Origin of the sequence: Pseudomonas sp. R1-15 (assembly GCF_051132085.1) — a bacterium.
Classification (GTDB): domain Bacteria; phylum Pseudomonadota; class Gammaproteobacteria; order Pseudomonadales; family Pseudomonadaceae; genus Aquipseudomonas.
The window spans coordinates 5,884,570-5,898,576 of record NZ_CP071660.1 but is presented as its reverse complement, the minus strand read 5'-3'; the positions used below and the strand labels follow the sequence as shown (position 1 = coordinate 5,898,576).

Here is a 14,007-nt window from a genome sequence, read left to right as displayed (position 1 = left end):
TGGCGAGCATTATTGCAAGTAATTCTTGTTAACAAAAGTAATACAGTTACTTTTTTTGTCGCATGGCTAGCCGCTGGTCCCTCTGGCAGCTAGGCTGCGGCTTTTCCAAAAGGAGATCCTGATGCCCGCGCCTTCTGTTTTGATTGCCGGTTGTGGTGATGTCGGCGGTCGCCTGGCCACGAAATTGCTGGCGGCTGGCTGGCATGTTTACGGCCTGCGCCGTGATGTCTCGCGGTTGCCGGAGGGTGTGACTGGCGTTGCCGGCGACCTGTTCAACGAAGACTGCCCAATGACTTGGCCGGTGGGCGCTATCGATTATGTGGTTTATTGCGCCGCCGCCACCGACCACGATGAGGATGGCTATCGGAAGGCTTACGTCCAGGGGCTGCAGAACGTGCTGAGTTGGTTGGGTGACTATGGACAGGTGCCCGATCGACTGATTTTTGTATCCAGCAGCAGCGTGTATGGCCAGCAGGACGGTGCATGGATCGATGAGACCTCCGAGACTGTCGCTACCGGCTATTCCGGACGCCTGATGCTTGAGGCCGAGCAGGTAGCACTCAAGAGCGGTATTCGCGCAAGTGTCCTTCGCCTGACGGGCATTTATGGCCCGGGCCGCGAATGGCTGCTCACGCAAGTGCGTCGGGGTTATCGCGTGGCGACGGAGCCGCCGCTCTATGGCAACCGGATTCATGCGGACGATGCTGCTGGATTGCTGGCGTTTCTGTTGGAAAAGGATCGGCAGGGCGTACAGTTGGAGGATTTCTACATCGGTGTCGACGATGCACCTGCGCCGTTGGCCGAAGTGGTGGGTTGGCTACGCGAATATCTGGGCGTGACCGAGTGGGCCGATGACGCCAGCGTGCGTCGCACGGGTAGCAAGCGTTGCAGCAATGCCCGGGCGAAGGCGTTGGGCTGGGTGCCCCGTTATCCGAGTTATCGCGAGGGGTATGCGGCGATTCTGGAAGGGCGCTGCTGACTTTCCCGGCACACCAAAAACAACTGTGGGAGCGAGCCTGCTCGCGAAGAGGTCATGACATTCAACGTCAGCGTTGACTGTCACACCGCTTTCGCGAGCAGGCTCGCTCCCACAGGGATTACTGTTTCTCCAGTACCCAGCGCCGGTCACCCGGCGTGAACGAAGGCATCTCATCGGCCAGCGCCGCATTCACGGTCTGGAAGATCTCCAGCTTCTTGCCATTACGCGCGAAGATCCAGGTGTTGCCCTGGCCGTTCTGCTGCAGCCAGATGTTGTCGTTGCCGCCGCTCATCGAGGCGCAGTCGCCGGCCAGGCACAAGGCGTAGCGATCAGCGCCCGGCAGGCCGCTGACCTGGCCGTCGGGCTGGAATTGCACCGTGGCGCCTTGGCCGGGGCCTTCGGCGATGTTCCAGGTGCCGCCCAGGTAGGCGCCATACAGTGCCCGCTCGAAGCTGGCGCCGATGGGCGCGCCGTCCGGGACCTGCACCTTGGCGCGCTCGAATACCTGCTGCGGTTCGTTTTCGGTGGCAGCCTGGCTCAGTTGGTCGCCGTCGCGCTTCAGTTCGCTGGCCGAGCTGCCATAAAAATCGACTTTCCAGGCACCGTCTTCTTCGCCGAGCAGCTTGCCTTCGACGTTTTCAAAGCCGTTGGTATAGCGCGCCTGGCCGGCCCGGGTGTTGACGTCCCATTCCAGGTTCGGGCCGTAGCCTTGCAGCGCTTCGCGCAAAGGGCCGCCCTTGGCGGCAGCGTCAATGGCGGCCTGGTTGATCCAGGTGCCGCTGATGTCACGGTCGGCAGGGTCGCTGGCGCAACCGCCGAGAATCAGGGCGAGCAGCGAGAAAGCAAGCGCGTTGCGCATGGAGGAATCCTTTCAGAACGAAAACGGCGCAGCGGAGGAAGCTGCGCCGGGTTTATTACTCGATGACCAGGATGGCGTCCATCTCGACCTGGGCACCCTTCGGCAGGGCGGCCACGCCAATGGCGGCGCGGGCAGGGTAAGGCTGGTCGAAATACTTGCCCATGATCTCGTTGACCTTGGCGAAGTGGCTCAGGTCGGTGAGGAAGATGTTGAGCTTGACGATGTCCTTGAACGAACCGCCGGCAGCTTCGGCCACGGCCTTCAGGTTTTCGAAGACCTGCACGGTCTGGGCTTCGAAGCCCTCGACCAGCTCCATGGTTTTCGGGTCCAGCGGGATCTGGCCCGACATGTACACCGTGTTGCCCGCCTTGATCGCCTGGGAATAAGTACCGATGGCGGCCGGGGCCTTGTCGCTGGAAATAACGGTCTTGGTCATTCATGACTCCTTGTAATGAGGGCGGCTATAAAGCGCTATGCGCGCATGCGGGTGATGCGAATGACCCCGGTCAGGGCGCGCAGTTTCTTGATCACGCGGGCCAGGTGCACACGGTCGTGCACGCTGACCACCAGTTGGACGACGCTGATGCGGCCGTCGCGTTCGTCCATGCTGATTTTCTCGATGTTGCCGTCGGCGGCGTTGACGCTGCTCGCCAGCAAGGCGATCAGGCCGCGCTGGTGTTCGAGTTCGACGCGCAGCTCGACGTTGAATTCGCCGGTGACATCCTTGGCCCACGAAAGCTGGATGCATTTTTCCGGGTTGTGGCGGATTTCGCTGATGTTGCGGCAGTTGTCCAGGTGCACCACCATCCCCTTGCCGGCGGACAGGTGGCCGACAATCGGGTCGCCCGGTATCGGCGTGCAGCACTTGGCGTAGCTGAGCACCAGGCCCTCGGTACCGCGAATCGCCAGCGGACCTTCGGGGCTTGGCAGCTGTTCGCCTTCGCCGAGCAGGCGGCGGGCAACGACATAGGCCATACGATTGCCCAGGCCGATGTCTTCGAGCAGGTCTTCGATCAGTTCGAGACGGTATTCGTTGAGCATGACCTGCACGCGCTCGGCCGGGATCTTGTCCAGCGAGCTGTCGAAACCGTTCAGCACTTTGTTCAGCAGGCGTTCGCCAAGGCTGATGGATTCGGAGCGACGTTGCAGCTTCAGCGCGTGACGGATGTGCGTGCGGGCCTTGCCGGTGACCACGAAATTGAGCCACGCCGGGTTCGGCCGCGCGCCGGGGGCGCTGACGATTTCCACCGTCGAGCCGCTTTGCAGCGGTTCGGACAACGGGGCCAGGCGGCGATTGATGCGACAGGCGATGCAGCTGTTGCCGACGTCGGTGTGCACGGCGTAGGCGAAATCCACCGCGGTGGAGCCTTTGGGCAGCTCCATGATCCGGCCCTTGGGCGTGAAGACGTAGACCTCGTCCGGGAACAGGTCGATCTTGACGCTTTCGATGAATTCCAGGGAGTTGCCGGCGCGCTGCTGCATTTCCAGCACGCCCTTGACCCATTGACGGGCGCGGGCGTGAGTGCTCTTGGGCTGTTCATCGCCGCTGGATTTGTACAGCCAGTGGGCGGCGATGCCGTTGTTGGCCATCTCTTCCATTTCACGGGTGCGGATCTGGATTTCGATCGGTACGCCATGCATGCCGAACAGCGTGGTATGCAGCGACTGGTAGCCGTTGGCCTTGGGGATCGCGATGTAGTCCTTGAAGCGCCCCGGCAATGGTTTGTACAGATTATGTACAGCACCGAGCACGCGGTAGCAGGTATCGACCTTGTCGACGATGATCCGGAACGCGTAGACGTCCATGATCTCGTTGAAGGCTCGGCGCTTGCCGCGCATTTTCTTGTAGATGCCGTAGAGGTGTTTCTGCCGCCCGCTGACTTCGCCTTCGATGCCGTCGATTGCGAGGCAGTGGCTCAGCGACTCTTCGATCTTGTTGACGATTTCCTTGCGATTGCCCCGGGCGCGCTTGACGGCCTGGTTGATCCGCGCCGAACGCATCGGGTGCATGGCCTTGAAGCCCAGGTCCTCGAACTCGATGCGGATCGCGTGCATACCCAGCCGGTTGGCGATGGGTGCATAGATTTCCAGGGTTTCCTTGGCGATGCGCCGGCGTTTTTCGCCGGACAGCACTTCCAGGGTGCGCATATTGTGCAAGCGGTCGGCGAGCTTGACCAGGATCACCCGGATGTCGCGCGCCATGGCCATGGCCATTTTCTGGAAGTTCTCGGCCTGAGCCTCGGCCTTGGTCTCGAAGTTCATTTGGGTCAGCTTGCTGACCCCGTCGACCAGCTCGGCCACGGTTTCGCCGAACTGCGCTTGCAGCGCTTCCTTGGCAATGCCGGTGTCTTCGATCACGTCATGCAGCATCGCCGCCATCAGGCTCTGATGGTCCATGTGCATGTCGGCAAGAATATTCGCCACCGCAAGCGGGTGCGTGACGTACGCCTCGCCGCTGCGGCGGCGCTGGCCGTCGTGGGCTTGTTCGGCGTAGAAATAGGCTCGGCGGACCAGGTTGACCTGGTCCGTGCCGAGGTAGGCCGATAAGCGATCGGCGAGGGCGTCTATGCTCGGCATGATGATGACTCCTGCCGTCTGCTGTGACCCCGCGCCGTGCTACGTCGACCAGGCATAGGCTTAGACCGCCTCGTTGGACTCGTCCTCGAACGCTGCGAACAGCGGTTCGTCTTCAACGATTTCAGCGTTGGCGATGAACTCGTAGCTCATCAGGCCTTCGGCGATTTCACGCAGCGCTACCACGGTAGGCTTGTCGTTTTCCCACTGGACCAACGGCTCTTTGCCACCGGTGGCCAGTTGACGGGCACGCTTGGTAGAGAGCATGACCAGCTCAAAGCGGTTTTCCACGTGTTCTAGGCAGTCTTCAACGGTTACGCGGGCCATGGTATTCCTCGGAGCGAATGCAATATGCGCGCTGCCCGGTTGGGCGAGCGGACTCGACAGTTTAAAAAAACACCAGCGTTTAGGGAAGCGCTGATTTTTTGAGCAAACCCCTCGGCGCGCTGCGACTACCAATGTAAAGCCGTCGCAGCGGTTTTGGGAAGGGCTGTTCAGCCCAGCAGTTCGGCCAGTAATTTACCGAAACGTTGCTGCTGGCGTTTCTGCTGGAGCTGGCTGGCGCGGAAAATTGCCTTCAGGTCGTCCAGCGCGTGGGAGAAATCGTCGTTGATGATCAGGTAATCGTAGTCAACGTAGTGACTCATTTCGCTGACCGCTTCACGCATCCGCCCTTCGATGATCTCGTCGCTGTCCTGGCCACGGTTGGTCAGGCGCTGGCGCAAGGCCTGCTGGCTCGGCGGCAGGATGAAGATCGAGCGGGCCTGGGGCATCAACTTGCGCACCTGCTCGGCACCTTGCCAGTCGATTTCCAGGATCAGGTCATGGCCTTCGTCCAGGGTCTGCTGGAGGACGCTTTGCGAGGTGCCGTAGAGATTGCCAAAGACTTCGGCGCGCTCCAGGAAGTCCCCGTGTTCGGCCATCCGCACGAACTCTTCGCGGTCGACGAAGTGATAATTCACGCCGTTCACTTCACCAGGACGCATGGCGCGGGTGGTGTGGGAGACCGAGACGCGAATTTGCGGCTCGGCGTCGATCAACGCCTTGACCAGGCTGGTCTTGCCGGCGCCGGAGGGCGCGGAAATGATGTAGAGGGTGCCAGTGCTGTGGGTCATGTCGGGTTAGCCTTACTCAATGTTCTGCACTTGTTCGCGCATTTGTTCGATCAACACCTTGAGGTTGACCGCCGCCTGGGTGCTGCGCGGGTCGAAGGCTTTGGAGCCCAGTGTATTGGCTTCGCGGTTGAGCTCCTGCATCAGGAAGTCGAGGCGGCGGCCGGCCGCGCCACCGGACTTGAGCACCCGGCGGACTTCAATGATGTGGGTGCTCAGGCGATCCAGTTCTTCGGCCACGTCGCTCTTCTGGGCGAGCATGACCATTTCCTGTTCCAGGCGCTGCGGGTCCAGCTCCGCCTTCATGTCGGCGAAGCGGTCGAGGACTTTCTGGCGCTGGGTGGCGAGCATCTGCGGAACGAGTTCGCGCAGGGTGGCGACGTCCTCTTCAATGGAGGTCAGGCGCTCGTTGATCAGTCGGGCCAGTTCCGCGCCTTCGCGCTCGCGGCCGGCCTTGAGCTCGTTCAGCCCTTGATTGAACAACGCCAGGGCCTCGGCGTTCAGCGCCTGCGGGTCGCTCGCGTCACCCACCAACACGCCCGGCCAGGCCAGGACTTCCAGTGGGTTCAGGGCGGCGGGATTGTTGATCAGGCTGGCGACGGTTTCGGCGGCGGCGACCAATTGCGCGGCTCGCTCGCGGTCCACTTGCAAGGTTTTGCCGCTGCTCTCTTCGGTAAACCGCAGGGTACATTCCAGTTTGCCCCGGGACAGGCCCTGGCGCAGCGCTTCACGCACGCCGCCTTCGAGGTCGCGGAAGGACTCGGGCAAGCGCAGGTGCGGCTCCAGGTAACGGCTGTTGACCGAGCGCAGCTCCCAGCTCAGCGTGCCTTGGGCGCCGGCCTTTTCAACGCGGGCGAAGGCGGTCATGCTGTGCACCATGGGGGTTCCTCGCAATGCAGGCTGGCCACAACCGTTGATTGTGGGGCCTGGGATCTGTGGGTGGATGCCGAAGGGCAGCAAAGGCGCAGGATTGTAGCGCAGTGGGACGCAAGCGCCCAAACAGCTCCGGTTACAAAGCGCTGCAGCCCGTCGGGCGGGGCTTTCGGCGCGCTCGCCGGTCGCGTCGGCTTTTTTAAACTGCCCTCTCGCGGTCCGCGGCTCTATAATGCCGGCAGTTTTCCGTCCTCTGTACAGGTGTTCCCTATGAAACGTCCAAGTGGTCGCGCTGCCGATCAGCTTCGCTCGATCCGCATTACCCGCAACTACACCAAACACGCCGAGGGATCTGTACTGGTGGAGTTCGGTGATACCAAGGTCATCTGCACCGTCAGCGTCGAAAACGGCGTGCCTCGTTTCCTCAAGGGCCAGGGCCAGGGTTGGTTGACTGCCGAATACGGCATGCTGCCGCGGGCTACCGGCGAGCGGAACCAGCGCGAGGCCAGTCGTGGCAAGCAGGGCGGACGGACCCTGGAAATCCAGCGTCTGATCGGTCGCTCGCTGCGCGCCGCGCTGGACATGTCCAAGCTCGGCGATGTGACGCTGTATGTTGATTGCGACGTGATCCAGGCTGATGGCGGCACCCGCACCGCCTCCATCACCGGTGCCATGGTTGCGCTGGCCGATGCCTTGAAAGTGATCAAGAAGCGTGGCGGCCTCAAGGGCGGCGATCCGCTCAAGCAAATGATCGCCGCGGTGTCGGTGGGCATGTACCAGGGCGAGCCGGTGCTGGACCTGGATTACCTGGAAGACTCCGCTGCCGAGACCGACCTGAACGTGGTCATGACCAGTGCCGGCGGCTTCATCGAAGTCCAGGGCACCGCCGAGGGCGCGCCGTTCCAGCCGGAAGAATTGACCGCTATGCTGGAGCTGGCGAAGAAAGGCATGGGCGAAATCTTCGAATTGCAAAAGGCCGCGTTGGCCGACTGATTTTTTTGCGCTTCAGACAAGGAGAGTGTCATGAGTGATGAGCAAGTCCTGTTGCCCCAGCCGAGCAGAGAAGCGCGGCAGTGGGCAATGTTTTGTCACCTGTCTGCACTATTGGGCATTTTCATTCCGTTCGGTTCGCTGATCGGGCCGCTGGTCATCTGGCAGCTCAAGCGTGAATCCGACCCGTTCATCGATGCCCAGGGCAAGGAAGCGCTGAACTTCCAGATCACTGTGGCGATCGCCGCGGCGATCAGCTTGCTGCTGATGATCGTGGTGATTGGTTTCTTCCTGTTTGGCCTGGTGGCGATCGGTGCGCTGGTGCTGACCATCATTGCTGGGGTGAAGGCCAATGAAGGGCAGCCGTATCGGTATCCGTTTACCTGGCGGCTGGTCAAGTAACGAGCAGCACATATATCCCCTGTGGGAGCGAGCCTGCTCGCGATGGCGATCTATCAGTCAGCATTGATGTCGGCTGACCCACCGCTATCGCGAGCAGGCTCGCTCCCACAGTTGTTTCGGCGCTCATAAAAAAACCGACATTGCTGTCGGTTTTTTTATGGGTACGAAAATGACCTAGATGGTCAGCGTCCAGTCGTAGTCCACGATCAGCGGCGCATGCTGCGAGAACCGCGGCTGACGTGGCAGGCGGGCGCTGCGGACGAAGCGGCGCAGCCCGGGCGTCAGCAGTTGGTAATCGAAGCGCCAGCCGAGGTTGAGCATCTCTGCCTGCTCGTTATCCGGCCACCAGCTGTACTGGTCGCCTTCGCGGCTGACTTCGCGCAGGGCGTCGACATAACCCATGTTGCCGATGATCTCGTCCATCCAGGCCCGTTCCGGCGCCAGGAAGCCAGGCGACTGCTGGCTGTCGCGCCAGTTCTTGATATCCAGCTTCTGTTGCGCCACGTACAGCGAGCCACAATAAATGTACTCGCGACGTTTGCGCCGCTGTTTATCAAGGTAACGGGCGAAGTCGTCCATCAACTTGAATTTCTGATTCAAATCTTCATCGCCGTTCTGCCCCGAAGGGAGCAGCAAGGTCGCGATGCTGACCTTGTCGAAATCGGCTTGCAGGTAGCGCCCGTAGCGGTCCGCCGTCTCGAAACCGAGACCGTTGATGACAGCCTTCGGTTGCAGCCGCGAGTACAAAGCCACGCCACCCTGGGCAGGGACTTCGGCATCGCAGGCGTAAAGGAAGTAACCGTCCAGTTGGAAGGCTGCATCGTCCAGTTCAAAGGCGGAGGCGCGGGTGTCCTGCAGGCAGATGACGTCGGCATTCTGTGCTTGCAGCCAACTGAGCAAACCACGCTCCACTGCAGCCTGAATACCATTGACGTTCACACTGATGATCCGCATAAATGGCCCCAAAAATCACGTGCGTGTATGATACACGCCGTCTACCTATTTAGCTAAATCCGCGGTATTTGAGGCTTTTTTCATGCAGGCGTATCAGCGCGATTTCATTCGCTTTGCCATCGATCGCGGCGTTTTGCGCTTCGGTGAATTCACCCTCAAGTCCGGGCGCACCAGCCCGTACTTCTTCAACGCCGGCCTGTTCAACAGCGGAACCGCCCTGGCGCAGTTGGGCCGGTTCTATGCCGCCGCCATCGTTGAAAGCGGCATTCCGTTCGACGTGCTGTTCGGCCCGGCCTACAAGGGCATCCCATTGGCCGCCACTACCGCCGTCGCCCTGGCCGAGCACCATGGCCGTGACCTGCCCTGGTGCTTCAACCGCAAGGAAGCCAAGGCTCACGGTGAAGGCGGAAGCCTGGTCGGCGCGCCGTTGACCGGCGAAGTGCTGATCATCGATGACGTCATCACCGCCGGGACCGCCATTCGCGAGGTGATGCAGATCATCGCTTCCCAGGAAGGCGCCAAGGCTGCCGGCGTGTTGATCGCCCTGAACCGCCAGGAGCGCGGTAACGGTGAGCTGTCGGCGATCCAGGAAGTGGAGCGCGACTTCGGTATCCCGGTGATCAGCATTGTGTCGCTGAACCAGGTGCTGGAGTTCTTGGCCGATGATCCGCAGCTCAAGCAGCATTTGCCGGCGGTTGAGGCCTATCGCGCCCAGTTCGGTGTCTAAAAAGCCCCGCTGGTTTTGATCTTGTGGCGAGGGAGCTTGCTCCCGCTGGGCTGCGCAGCGGCCCCAATACTTTACGGTCGCTACGCAACCGAGCGGGAGCAAGCTCCCTCGCCACATAAGCATCTTCTGAAGAAGTGATGAAAAAGACCCCGCTCAACCAGGTTGAGCGGGGTCTTTTTTTTACAGGTGTCGCTTAATGACGCTTGCGATTGCTGATCAGCGTACCCACACCGGTATCGGTGAAGATCTCCAGGAGGATCGCATTCGGCACGCGGCCGTCGATGATCAGCGAACTGCCAACACCGCCCTGGACCGCTTCCAGCGCGCAACGGATCTTCGGCAGCATGCCGCCGTAGATGGTGCCATCGGCGATCAAATCGTCGACTTGCTGGGTCGACAACCCGGTCAGGACCTTGCCGGTCTTGTCCATCAGGCCGGCGATGTTGGTCAGCAGCATCAACTTCTCGGCTTTCAGCGCTTCGGCAACCTTGCCGGCCACCAGGTCGGCGTTGATGTTGTACGACTCGCCATTGGCGCCCACGCCGATCGGCGCGATGACCGGAATGAAGTCGCCCTTGACCAGCAGGTTCAGCAGATCGGTGTTGATGCCGACCACTTCGCCGACCTGGCCGATGTCGATGATTTCCGGCTGAGTCATCTCCGGCGTCTGGCGGGTTACGGTGAGTTTCTTCGCCCGGATCAGTTCGGCGTCCTTGCCGGTCAGGCCGATGGCGCTGCCGCCGTGGCGGTTGATCAGATTGACGATGTCCTTGTTCACCTGGCCGCCGAGGACCATCTCCACCACATCCATGGTCTGCGCATCGGTCACGCGCATGCCGTCGATGAAGTGGCTTTCGATCGACAGGCGCTTGAGCAGGTCGCCGATTTGCGGGCCACCGCCGTGAACCACCACCGGGTTGATGCCCACCGCCTTCATCAGCACGATGTCGCGGGCGAAGCCGGTCTTGAGCTCCTCGCTTTCCATCGCGTTGCCGCCGTACTTGATCACCAGGGTCTTGCCGACGTAGCGTCGGATATAAGGCAACGCTTCGGACAGGACCTTGGCGGTGTTGGCGGCGGCTTCGCGTTCGAGGGTCATTCAGGGCTCCGGTGATGATTCAAATCAGAACGGTAGTTGGAGATCAGGTGCAACACGTTTGAGTTGGGCGTGGAACACATCCTTGATGCGTTGCAGTTCCGCCTCGTTGTCGGCCTCGAAACGCAGCACCAGCACCGGTGTGGTGTTGGAGGCGCGAACCAGGCCCCAGCCTTGTGGGTAGTCGACCCGCACACCATCGATGGTGGTCAGTTCGGCGCCTTCGCCCCACTGGGCGTCGTGCAGTGCATCAATGATGCTGAATTTGCTCTCTTCGGTCACATGGATATTGATTTCCGGCGTAGAAATATCGTTCGGGAAGGTCGCGAACAGCTCTTCGGCGGTGGATTTCTCCTTGCTGAGGATCTCCAGCAGGCGTGCCGCGCTGTAGATGCCGTCATCAAAACCGAACCAGCGCTCCTTGAAGAAGATATGGCCGCTCATTTCGCCGGCCAGCAGGGCGCCGCTCTGTTTCATTTTTTTCTTGATCAGCGAATGGCCGGTTTTCCACATGAGCGGACGACCGCCATATTCCTTGATCAGCGGCACCAGGCGACGGGTGCACTTCACGTCGAAGATGATCTCGGCGTCGGGGTTGCGTGCAACCACGTCCTTGGCGAACAGCATCAGCAGGCGGTCCGGAAACACCACGCTGCCGGTATTGGTCACCACACCCACGCGGTCACCGTCGCCGTCGAAGGCCAGGCCCAGGTCGGCGTTGGTTTCCTTGACCTTGGCGATCAGGTCCTGAAGATTTTCCAGCTTGCCCGGATCCGGGTGGTGATTTGGGAAATTGCCGTCGACGTCGCAGAACAACGGGATGACTTCGCAGTTCAGCGCTTCGATCAGTTGCGGGGCGATGACGCCGGCCGCGCCGTTGCCGCAATCGACTACTACTTTCAGGCGGCGGGCCAGTTTCACGTCCTTGACGATTTCGTCGTTGTAGCGCGGGAGGATGTCGACCTTGGTCACGCTGCCCTGGCCGCTGCTCAGGTCATTGGTCTTGAGACGGGTGTGCAGGGCCTGGATCTGCTCGTTGGCGAGGGTGTCGCCGGCGATGACGATCTTGAAGCCGTTGTAGTTCGACGGGTTGTGGCTGCCGGTGAGCATCACGCCGGATTTGCCGGCCAGGACATTGGCGGCGTAATAAAGCGCCGGGGTCGGCACCAGGCCGACGTCGCTGACGTGGCAACCGCTATCGGCAACGCCTTTGATCAACTGCTCGACCAGCTCCGGGCCGGACAAGCGACCGTCGCGGCCAACATTCACGTTCGGTTCGCCCTGGGCCAGGCTCTGGGAGCCGATGGCACGGCCGATCCAGTAGGCGGTTTCAGCCGTCAGGGTTTCCGGCACGACGCCACGGATGTCGTAGGCGCGGAAGATGCTGTCAGGGAAGATCGGGGCGATTGCGGCTGGGGTGTTCATGGGCGGGGCGCTCTATCAGGAAAGTGACTGGACAGGCCGACGACGGGCGTCGGCAGGCTCAAGCTGAAGGGTATGACGGCGTTTTCGACAGAGAGTTCGCGGTGGGAAAGTGCCATGAGACAGCGTTACCCCAGCGCGAACGGTCTAAAACGTTGATTCCGGATGGGAAACGTCGCCTTGAGCCGTTACGCATTCTTCGTCCTGAAACAGAAGCTTAATAAAGCGGCCGGGCCTGCTGCCCGGCCCGAGCAGCCGGATCAGTGGCTACCGGAGTGACCGAAACCGCCGGCGCCGCGCTGGCTCTCGTCGAATTCCTCGACCAATTCGAAATGGGCCTGGACCACCGGCACCAGCACCAGCTGGGCAATGCGTTCGCCCACGGCGATGTTGAAAGCGGTCTGGCCGCGATTCCAGCAGGACACCATCAGTTCGCCCTGGTAATCGGAGTCGATCAGGCCCACCAGGTTGCCCAGCACGATGCCGTGCTTATGGCCCAGGCCCGAGCGCGGCAGAATCAGCGCGGCCAGGCCCGGATCGCCGATGTAGACCGACAGGCCCGTGGGAATCAACAGGGTCTGGCCCGGTTCCAGGATCGTGTCCTGCTTGAGCATCGCCCGCAGATCGAGGCCGGCTGAGCCCGGCGTGGCGTACTGCGGCAGCGGGAATTCACTGCCGATGCGAGGGTCGAGGATCTTGGCTTGTAGAGCGTGCATTGAAATTAAACCTGGTTCAGCCGTTCGGCGATGAAAGTGATCAGTTGGCGGGCAATCTTGCCCTTGCTGGTCTGGGCGAAAAGCGTGGCGTGCAACTGGCGGTCGATCACGCTGCAGGCGTTCTCTTCGCTGTTGAAGCCGATGCTCGGGTTGGCGACGTCGTTGGCGACGATCAGGTCCAGATTCTTGTCCTTGAGCTTGCGCGCGGCGTAATCGAGGAGGTGTTCGGTTTCGGCGGCAAAACCGACGCTGAATGGACGGTCGGGACGGGTGGCGATGGTGGCCAGGATGTCCGGGTTACGTACCATTTGCAGGAGCAGGCCGTCGCCGCTCGTAGGGTCTTTCTTCAATTTTTGCGGGGCAACGACTTCGGGGCGGTAGTCCGCCACCGCCGCCGAGGCGATGAACAGGTCGCACGGGATCGAGGCCTCACAGGCCGCAAGCATGTCCCGGGCGCTGACGACGTCGATGCGGGTCACTCGATCCGGGGTCGGCAGGTGCACCGGCCCGGTGATCAGCGTCACCCGCGCGCCCGCTTCGACGGCGGCTTCGGCCAGGGCGAAGCCCATTTTTCCCGAGCTGTGGTTGGTGATGTAACGCACCGGGTCGATGTTTTCCTGGGTCGGGCCGGCGGTAATCAGCACATGCTTGCCAGTCAGCGCCTGGCGCTGGAAGCAGTCGGCGGCGCACTGAACCAGGTCGTTGGCTTCGAGCATGCGGCCCATGCCGACATCGCCGCAGGCCTGGCTGCCAGAGGCTGGACCAAAGACTTTCAGATCGCGGCTTTCGAGCAGTTGCAGGTTGGCCTGGGTGGCGGGGTCGCGCCACATGGCCTGGTTCATGGCCGGCGCCACGGCGACTACGGCGTCGGTAGCGAGCACGAGGGTGGTCAGCAGGTCGTTGGCGATGCCCTGGGCCAGGCGGGCGATCAAGTCGGCCGTGGCCGGGGCGATCAGCACCAGGTCAGCCCATTTGGCCAGCTCGATATGACCCATGGCGGCCTCGGCCGCCGGGTCGAGCAGATCCAGGTGGACCGGGTGTCCGGACAAGGCCTGCATGGTCAGCGGGGTGATGAACTCACTGCCGCCGCGGGTCATGACGACCCGTACTTCGGCGCCCTGGTCGATAAGCCTGCGAACCAGCTCGGCGCTCTTATAGGCGGCAATGCCGCCGCCGACGCCCAGAACGATGCGTTTCCGATACAGCCGCTGCATAGGCCTGCCTTTCGATTTTAATGGTCAGTGCAGGGCGAACCCTCGGCAGCAGCCTGCCTGGGTGCAAATCGCCTGCAAAAAAGATGGGC

Annotated in this window: 14 protein-coding genes and 1 pseudogene; 4 read left to right on the top strand and 11 right to left on the bottom strand. The window is 61.5% G+C overall.

Going from position 1 to position 14,007, the window contains the following annotated elements:
* Positions 1-121 precede the first annotated feature (121 nt).
* Complete coding sequence (locus J3P97_RS26785; RefSeq protein WP_434570898.1) at positions 122-979, top strand: SDR family oxidoreductase; 858 nt, start codon at positions 122-124, stop codon at positions 977-979.
* 118 nt (positions 980-1,097) lie between these two features.
* Here the strand turns inward: J3P97_RS26785 and J3P97_RS26780 are convergent, their stop codons facing one another.
* From J3P97_RS26780 to J3P97_RS26755, 6 genes are all read right to left on the bottom strand, one after another.
* Positions 1,098-1,838, bottom strand: coding sequence for a hypothetical protein (locus J3P97_RS26780; RefSeq protein ID WP_434602252.1), 741 nt, complete (start codon positions 1,836-1,838; stop codon positions 1,098-1,100).
* Between the two features lie 55 nt (positions 1,839-1,893).
* Positions 1,894-2,274 (bottom strand): RidA family protein, encoded by a 381-nt coding sequence (locus tag J3P97_RS26775; RefSeq protein WP_030142177.1) that lies wholly within the window; start codon positions 2,272-2,274, stop codon positions 1,894-1,896.
* Positions 2,275-2,309: 35 nt separating this feature from the next.
* On the bottom strand, positions 2,310-4,415 hold the full coding sequence (gene spoT / locus J3P97_RS26770) for a bifunctional GTP diphosphokinase/guanosine-3',5'-bis pyrophosphate 3'-pyrophosphohydrolase (protein ID WP_407682909.1): 2,106 nt from the start codon (positions 4,413-4,415) through the stop codon (positions 2,310-2,312).
* Between the two features lie 60 nt (positions 4,416-4,475).
* Positions 4,476-4,739 (bottom strand): DNA-directed RNA polymerase subunit omega, encoded by a 264-nt coding sequence (rpoZ, locus tag J3P97_RS26765; protein ID WP_003177259.1) that lies wholly within the window; start codon positions 4,737-4,739, stop codon positions 4,476-4,478.
* 167 nt (positions 4,740-4,906) lie between these two features.
* Positions 4,907-5,527, bottom strand: a complete 621-nt coding sequence (gmk, locus tag J3P97_RS26760; protein WP_305497909.1) for a guanylate kinase — start codon at positions 5,525-5,527, stop codon at positions 4,907-4,909.
* A 12-nt stretch (positions 5,528-5,539) separates the two neighbouring features.
* A complete protein-coding gene (locus J3P97_RS26755; protein WP_305497911.1) occupies positions 5,540-6,403 on the bottom strand; it encodes a YicC/YloC family endoribonuclease in 864 nt (287 codons plus the stop codon).
* A 264-nt stretch (positions 6,404-6,667) separates the two neighbouring features.
* Between J3P97_RS26755 and rph the strand changes: the two genes are divergently transcribed.
* A complete protein-coding gene (rph, locus tag J3P97_RS26750) occupies positions 6,668-7,390 on the top strand; it encodes a ribonuclease PH (RefSeq protein ID WP_434570905.1) in 723 nt (240 codons plus the stop codon).
* Between the two features lie 30 nt (positions 7,391-7,420).
* Positions 7,421-7,789 (top strand): DUF4870 domain-containing protein, encoded by a 369-nt coding sequence (locus J3P97_RS26745; protein ID WP_434570906.1) that lies wholly within the window; start codon positions 7,421-7,423, stop codon positions 7,787-7,789.
* A 174-nt stretch (positions 7,790-7,963) separates the two neighbouring features.
* Here the strand turns inward: J3P97_RS26745 and J3P97_RS26740 are convergent, their stop codons facing one another.
* Positions 7,964-8,743: an exodeoxyribonuclease III gene (locus J3P97_RS26740; RefSeq protein WP_013694557.1), complete on the bottom strand. Its 780-nt coding sequence runs from the start codon at positions 8,741-8,743 to the stop codon at positions 7,964-7,966.
* Positions 8,744-8,825: 82 nt separating this feature from the next.
* Here J3P97_RS26740 and pyrE point away from each other — a divergent pair, with 82 nt between their 5' ends.
* Positions 8,826-9,470: an orotate phosphoribosyltransferase gene (gene pyrE / locus J3P97_RS26735; protein WP_434570908.1), complete on the top strand. Its 645-nt coding sequence runs from the start codon at positions 8,826-8,828 to the stop codon at positions 9,468-9,470.
* Between the two features lie 193 nt (positions 9,471-9,663).
* Here pyrE and argB read toward each other — a convergent pair whose 3' ends face one another.
* The 4 genes and pseudogenes from argB to coaBC form a co-directional block, all read right to left on the bottom strand.
* Positions 9,664-10,569 carry an acetylglutamate kinase gene (argB, locus tag J3P97_RS26730; RefSeq protein WP_305497915.1) on the bottom strand — a complete coding sequence of 302 codons (906 nt, stop codon included), beginning with the start codon at positions 10,567-10,569 and terminating at the stop codon, positions 9,664-9,666.
* Between the two features lie 24 nt (positions 10,570-10,593).
* Positions 10,594-11,997 (bottom strand): annotated as a pseudogene (locus tag J3P97_RS26725) (phosphomannomutase/phosphoglucomutase); the annotation flags it as partial.
* 251 nt (positions 11,998-12,248) lie between these two features.
* Positions 12,249-12,704, bottom strand: coding sequence for a dUTP diphosphatase (gene dut / locus J3P97_RS26720; protein ID WP_053126549.1), 456 nt, complete (start codon positions 12,702-12,704; stop codon positions 12,249-12,251).
* Between the two features lie 5 nt (positions 12,705-12,709).
* Positions 12,710-13,918: a bifunctional phosphopantothenoylcysteine decarboxylase/phosphopantothenate--cysteine ligase CoaBC gene (gene coaBC, locus J3P97_RS26715; RefSeq protein WP_305497916.1), complete on the bottom strand. Its 1,209-nt coding sequence runs from the start codon at positions 13,916-13,918 to the stop codon at positions 12,710-12,712.
* Positions 13,919-14,007: the final 89 nt, after the last annotated feature.

What these genes read in the sequence shown, in the direction of transcription:
- J3P97_RS26785 (WP_434570898.1), top strand. Translation starts at nt 122, where the DNA reads ATGCCCGCGCCTTCTGTTTTGATTGCCGGTTGTGGTGATGTCGGCGGT.
- J3P97_RS26780 (WP_434602252.1), bottom strand. Translation starts at nt 1,838, where the DNA reads ATGCGCAACGCGCTTGCTTTCTCGCTGCTCGCCCTGATTCTCGGCGGT.
- J3P97_RS26775 (WP_030142177.1), bottom strand. Translation starts at nt 2,274, where the DNA reads ATGACCAAGACCGTTATTTCCAGCGACAAGGCCCCGGCCGCCATCGGT.
- spoT (WP_407682909.1), bottom strand. Translation starts at nt 4,415, where the DNA reads ATGCCGAGCATAGACGCCCTCGCCGATCGCTTATCGGCCTACCTCGGC.
- rpoZ (WP_003177259.1), bottom strand. Translation starts at nt 4,739, where the DNA reads ATGGCCCGCGTAACCGTTGAAGACTGCCTAGAACACGTGGAAAACCGC.
- gmk (WP_305497909.1), bottom strand. Translation starts at nt 5,527, where the DNA reads ATGACCCACAGCACTGGCACCCTCTACATCATTTCCGCGCCCTCCGGC.
- J3P97_RS26755 (WP_305497911.1), bottom strand. Translation starts at nt 6,403, where the DNA reads ATGGTGCACAGCATGACCGCCTTCGCCCGCGTTGAAAAGGCCGGCGCC.
- rph (WP_434570905.1), top strand. Translation starts at nt 6,668, where the DNA reads ATGAAACGTCCAAGTGGTCGCGCTGCCGATCAGCTTCGCTCGATCCGC.
- J3P97_RS26745 (WP_434570906.1), top strand. Translation starts at nt 7,421, where the DNA reads ATGAGTGATGAGCAAGTCCTGTTGCCCCAGCCGAGCAGAGAAGCGCGG.
- J3P97_RS26740 (WP_013694557.1), bottom strand. Translation starts at nt 8,743, where the DNA reads ATGCGGATCATCAGTGTGAACGTCAATGGTATTCAGGCTGCAGTGGAG.
- pyrE (WP_434570908.1), top strand. Translation starts at nt 8,826, where the DNA reads ATGCAGGCGTATCAGCGCGATTTCATTCGCTTTGCCATCGATCGCGGC.
- argB (WP_305497915.1), bottom strand. Translation starts at nt 10,569, where the DNA reads ATGACCCTCGAACGCGAAGCCGCCGCCAACACCGCCAAGGTCCTGTCC.
- dut (WP_053126549.1), bottom strand. Translation starts at nt 12,704, where the DNA reads ATGCACGCTCTACAAGCCAAGATCCTCGACCCTCGCATCGGCAGTGAA.
- coaBC (WP_305497916.1), bottom strand. Translation starts at nt 13,918, where the DNA reads ATGCAGCGGCTGTATCGGAAACGCATCGTTCTGGGCGTCGGCGGCGGC.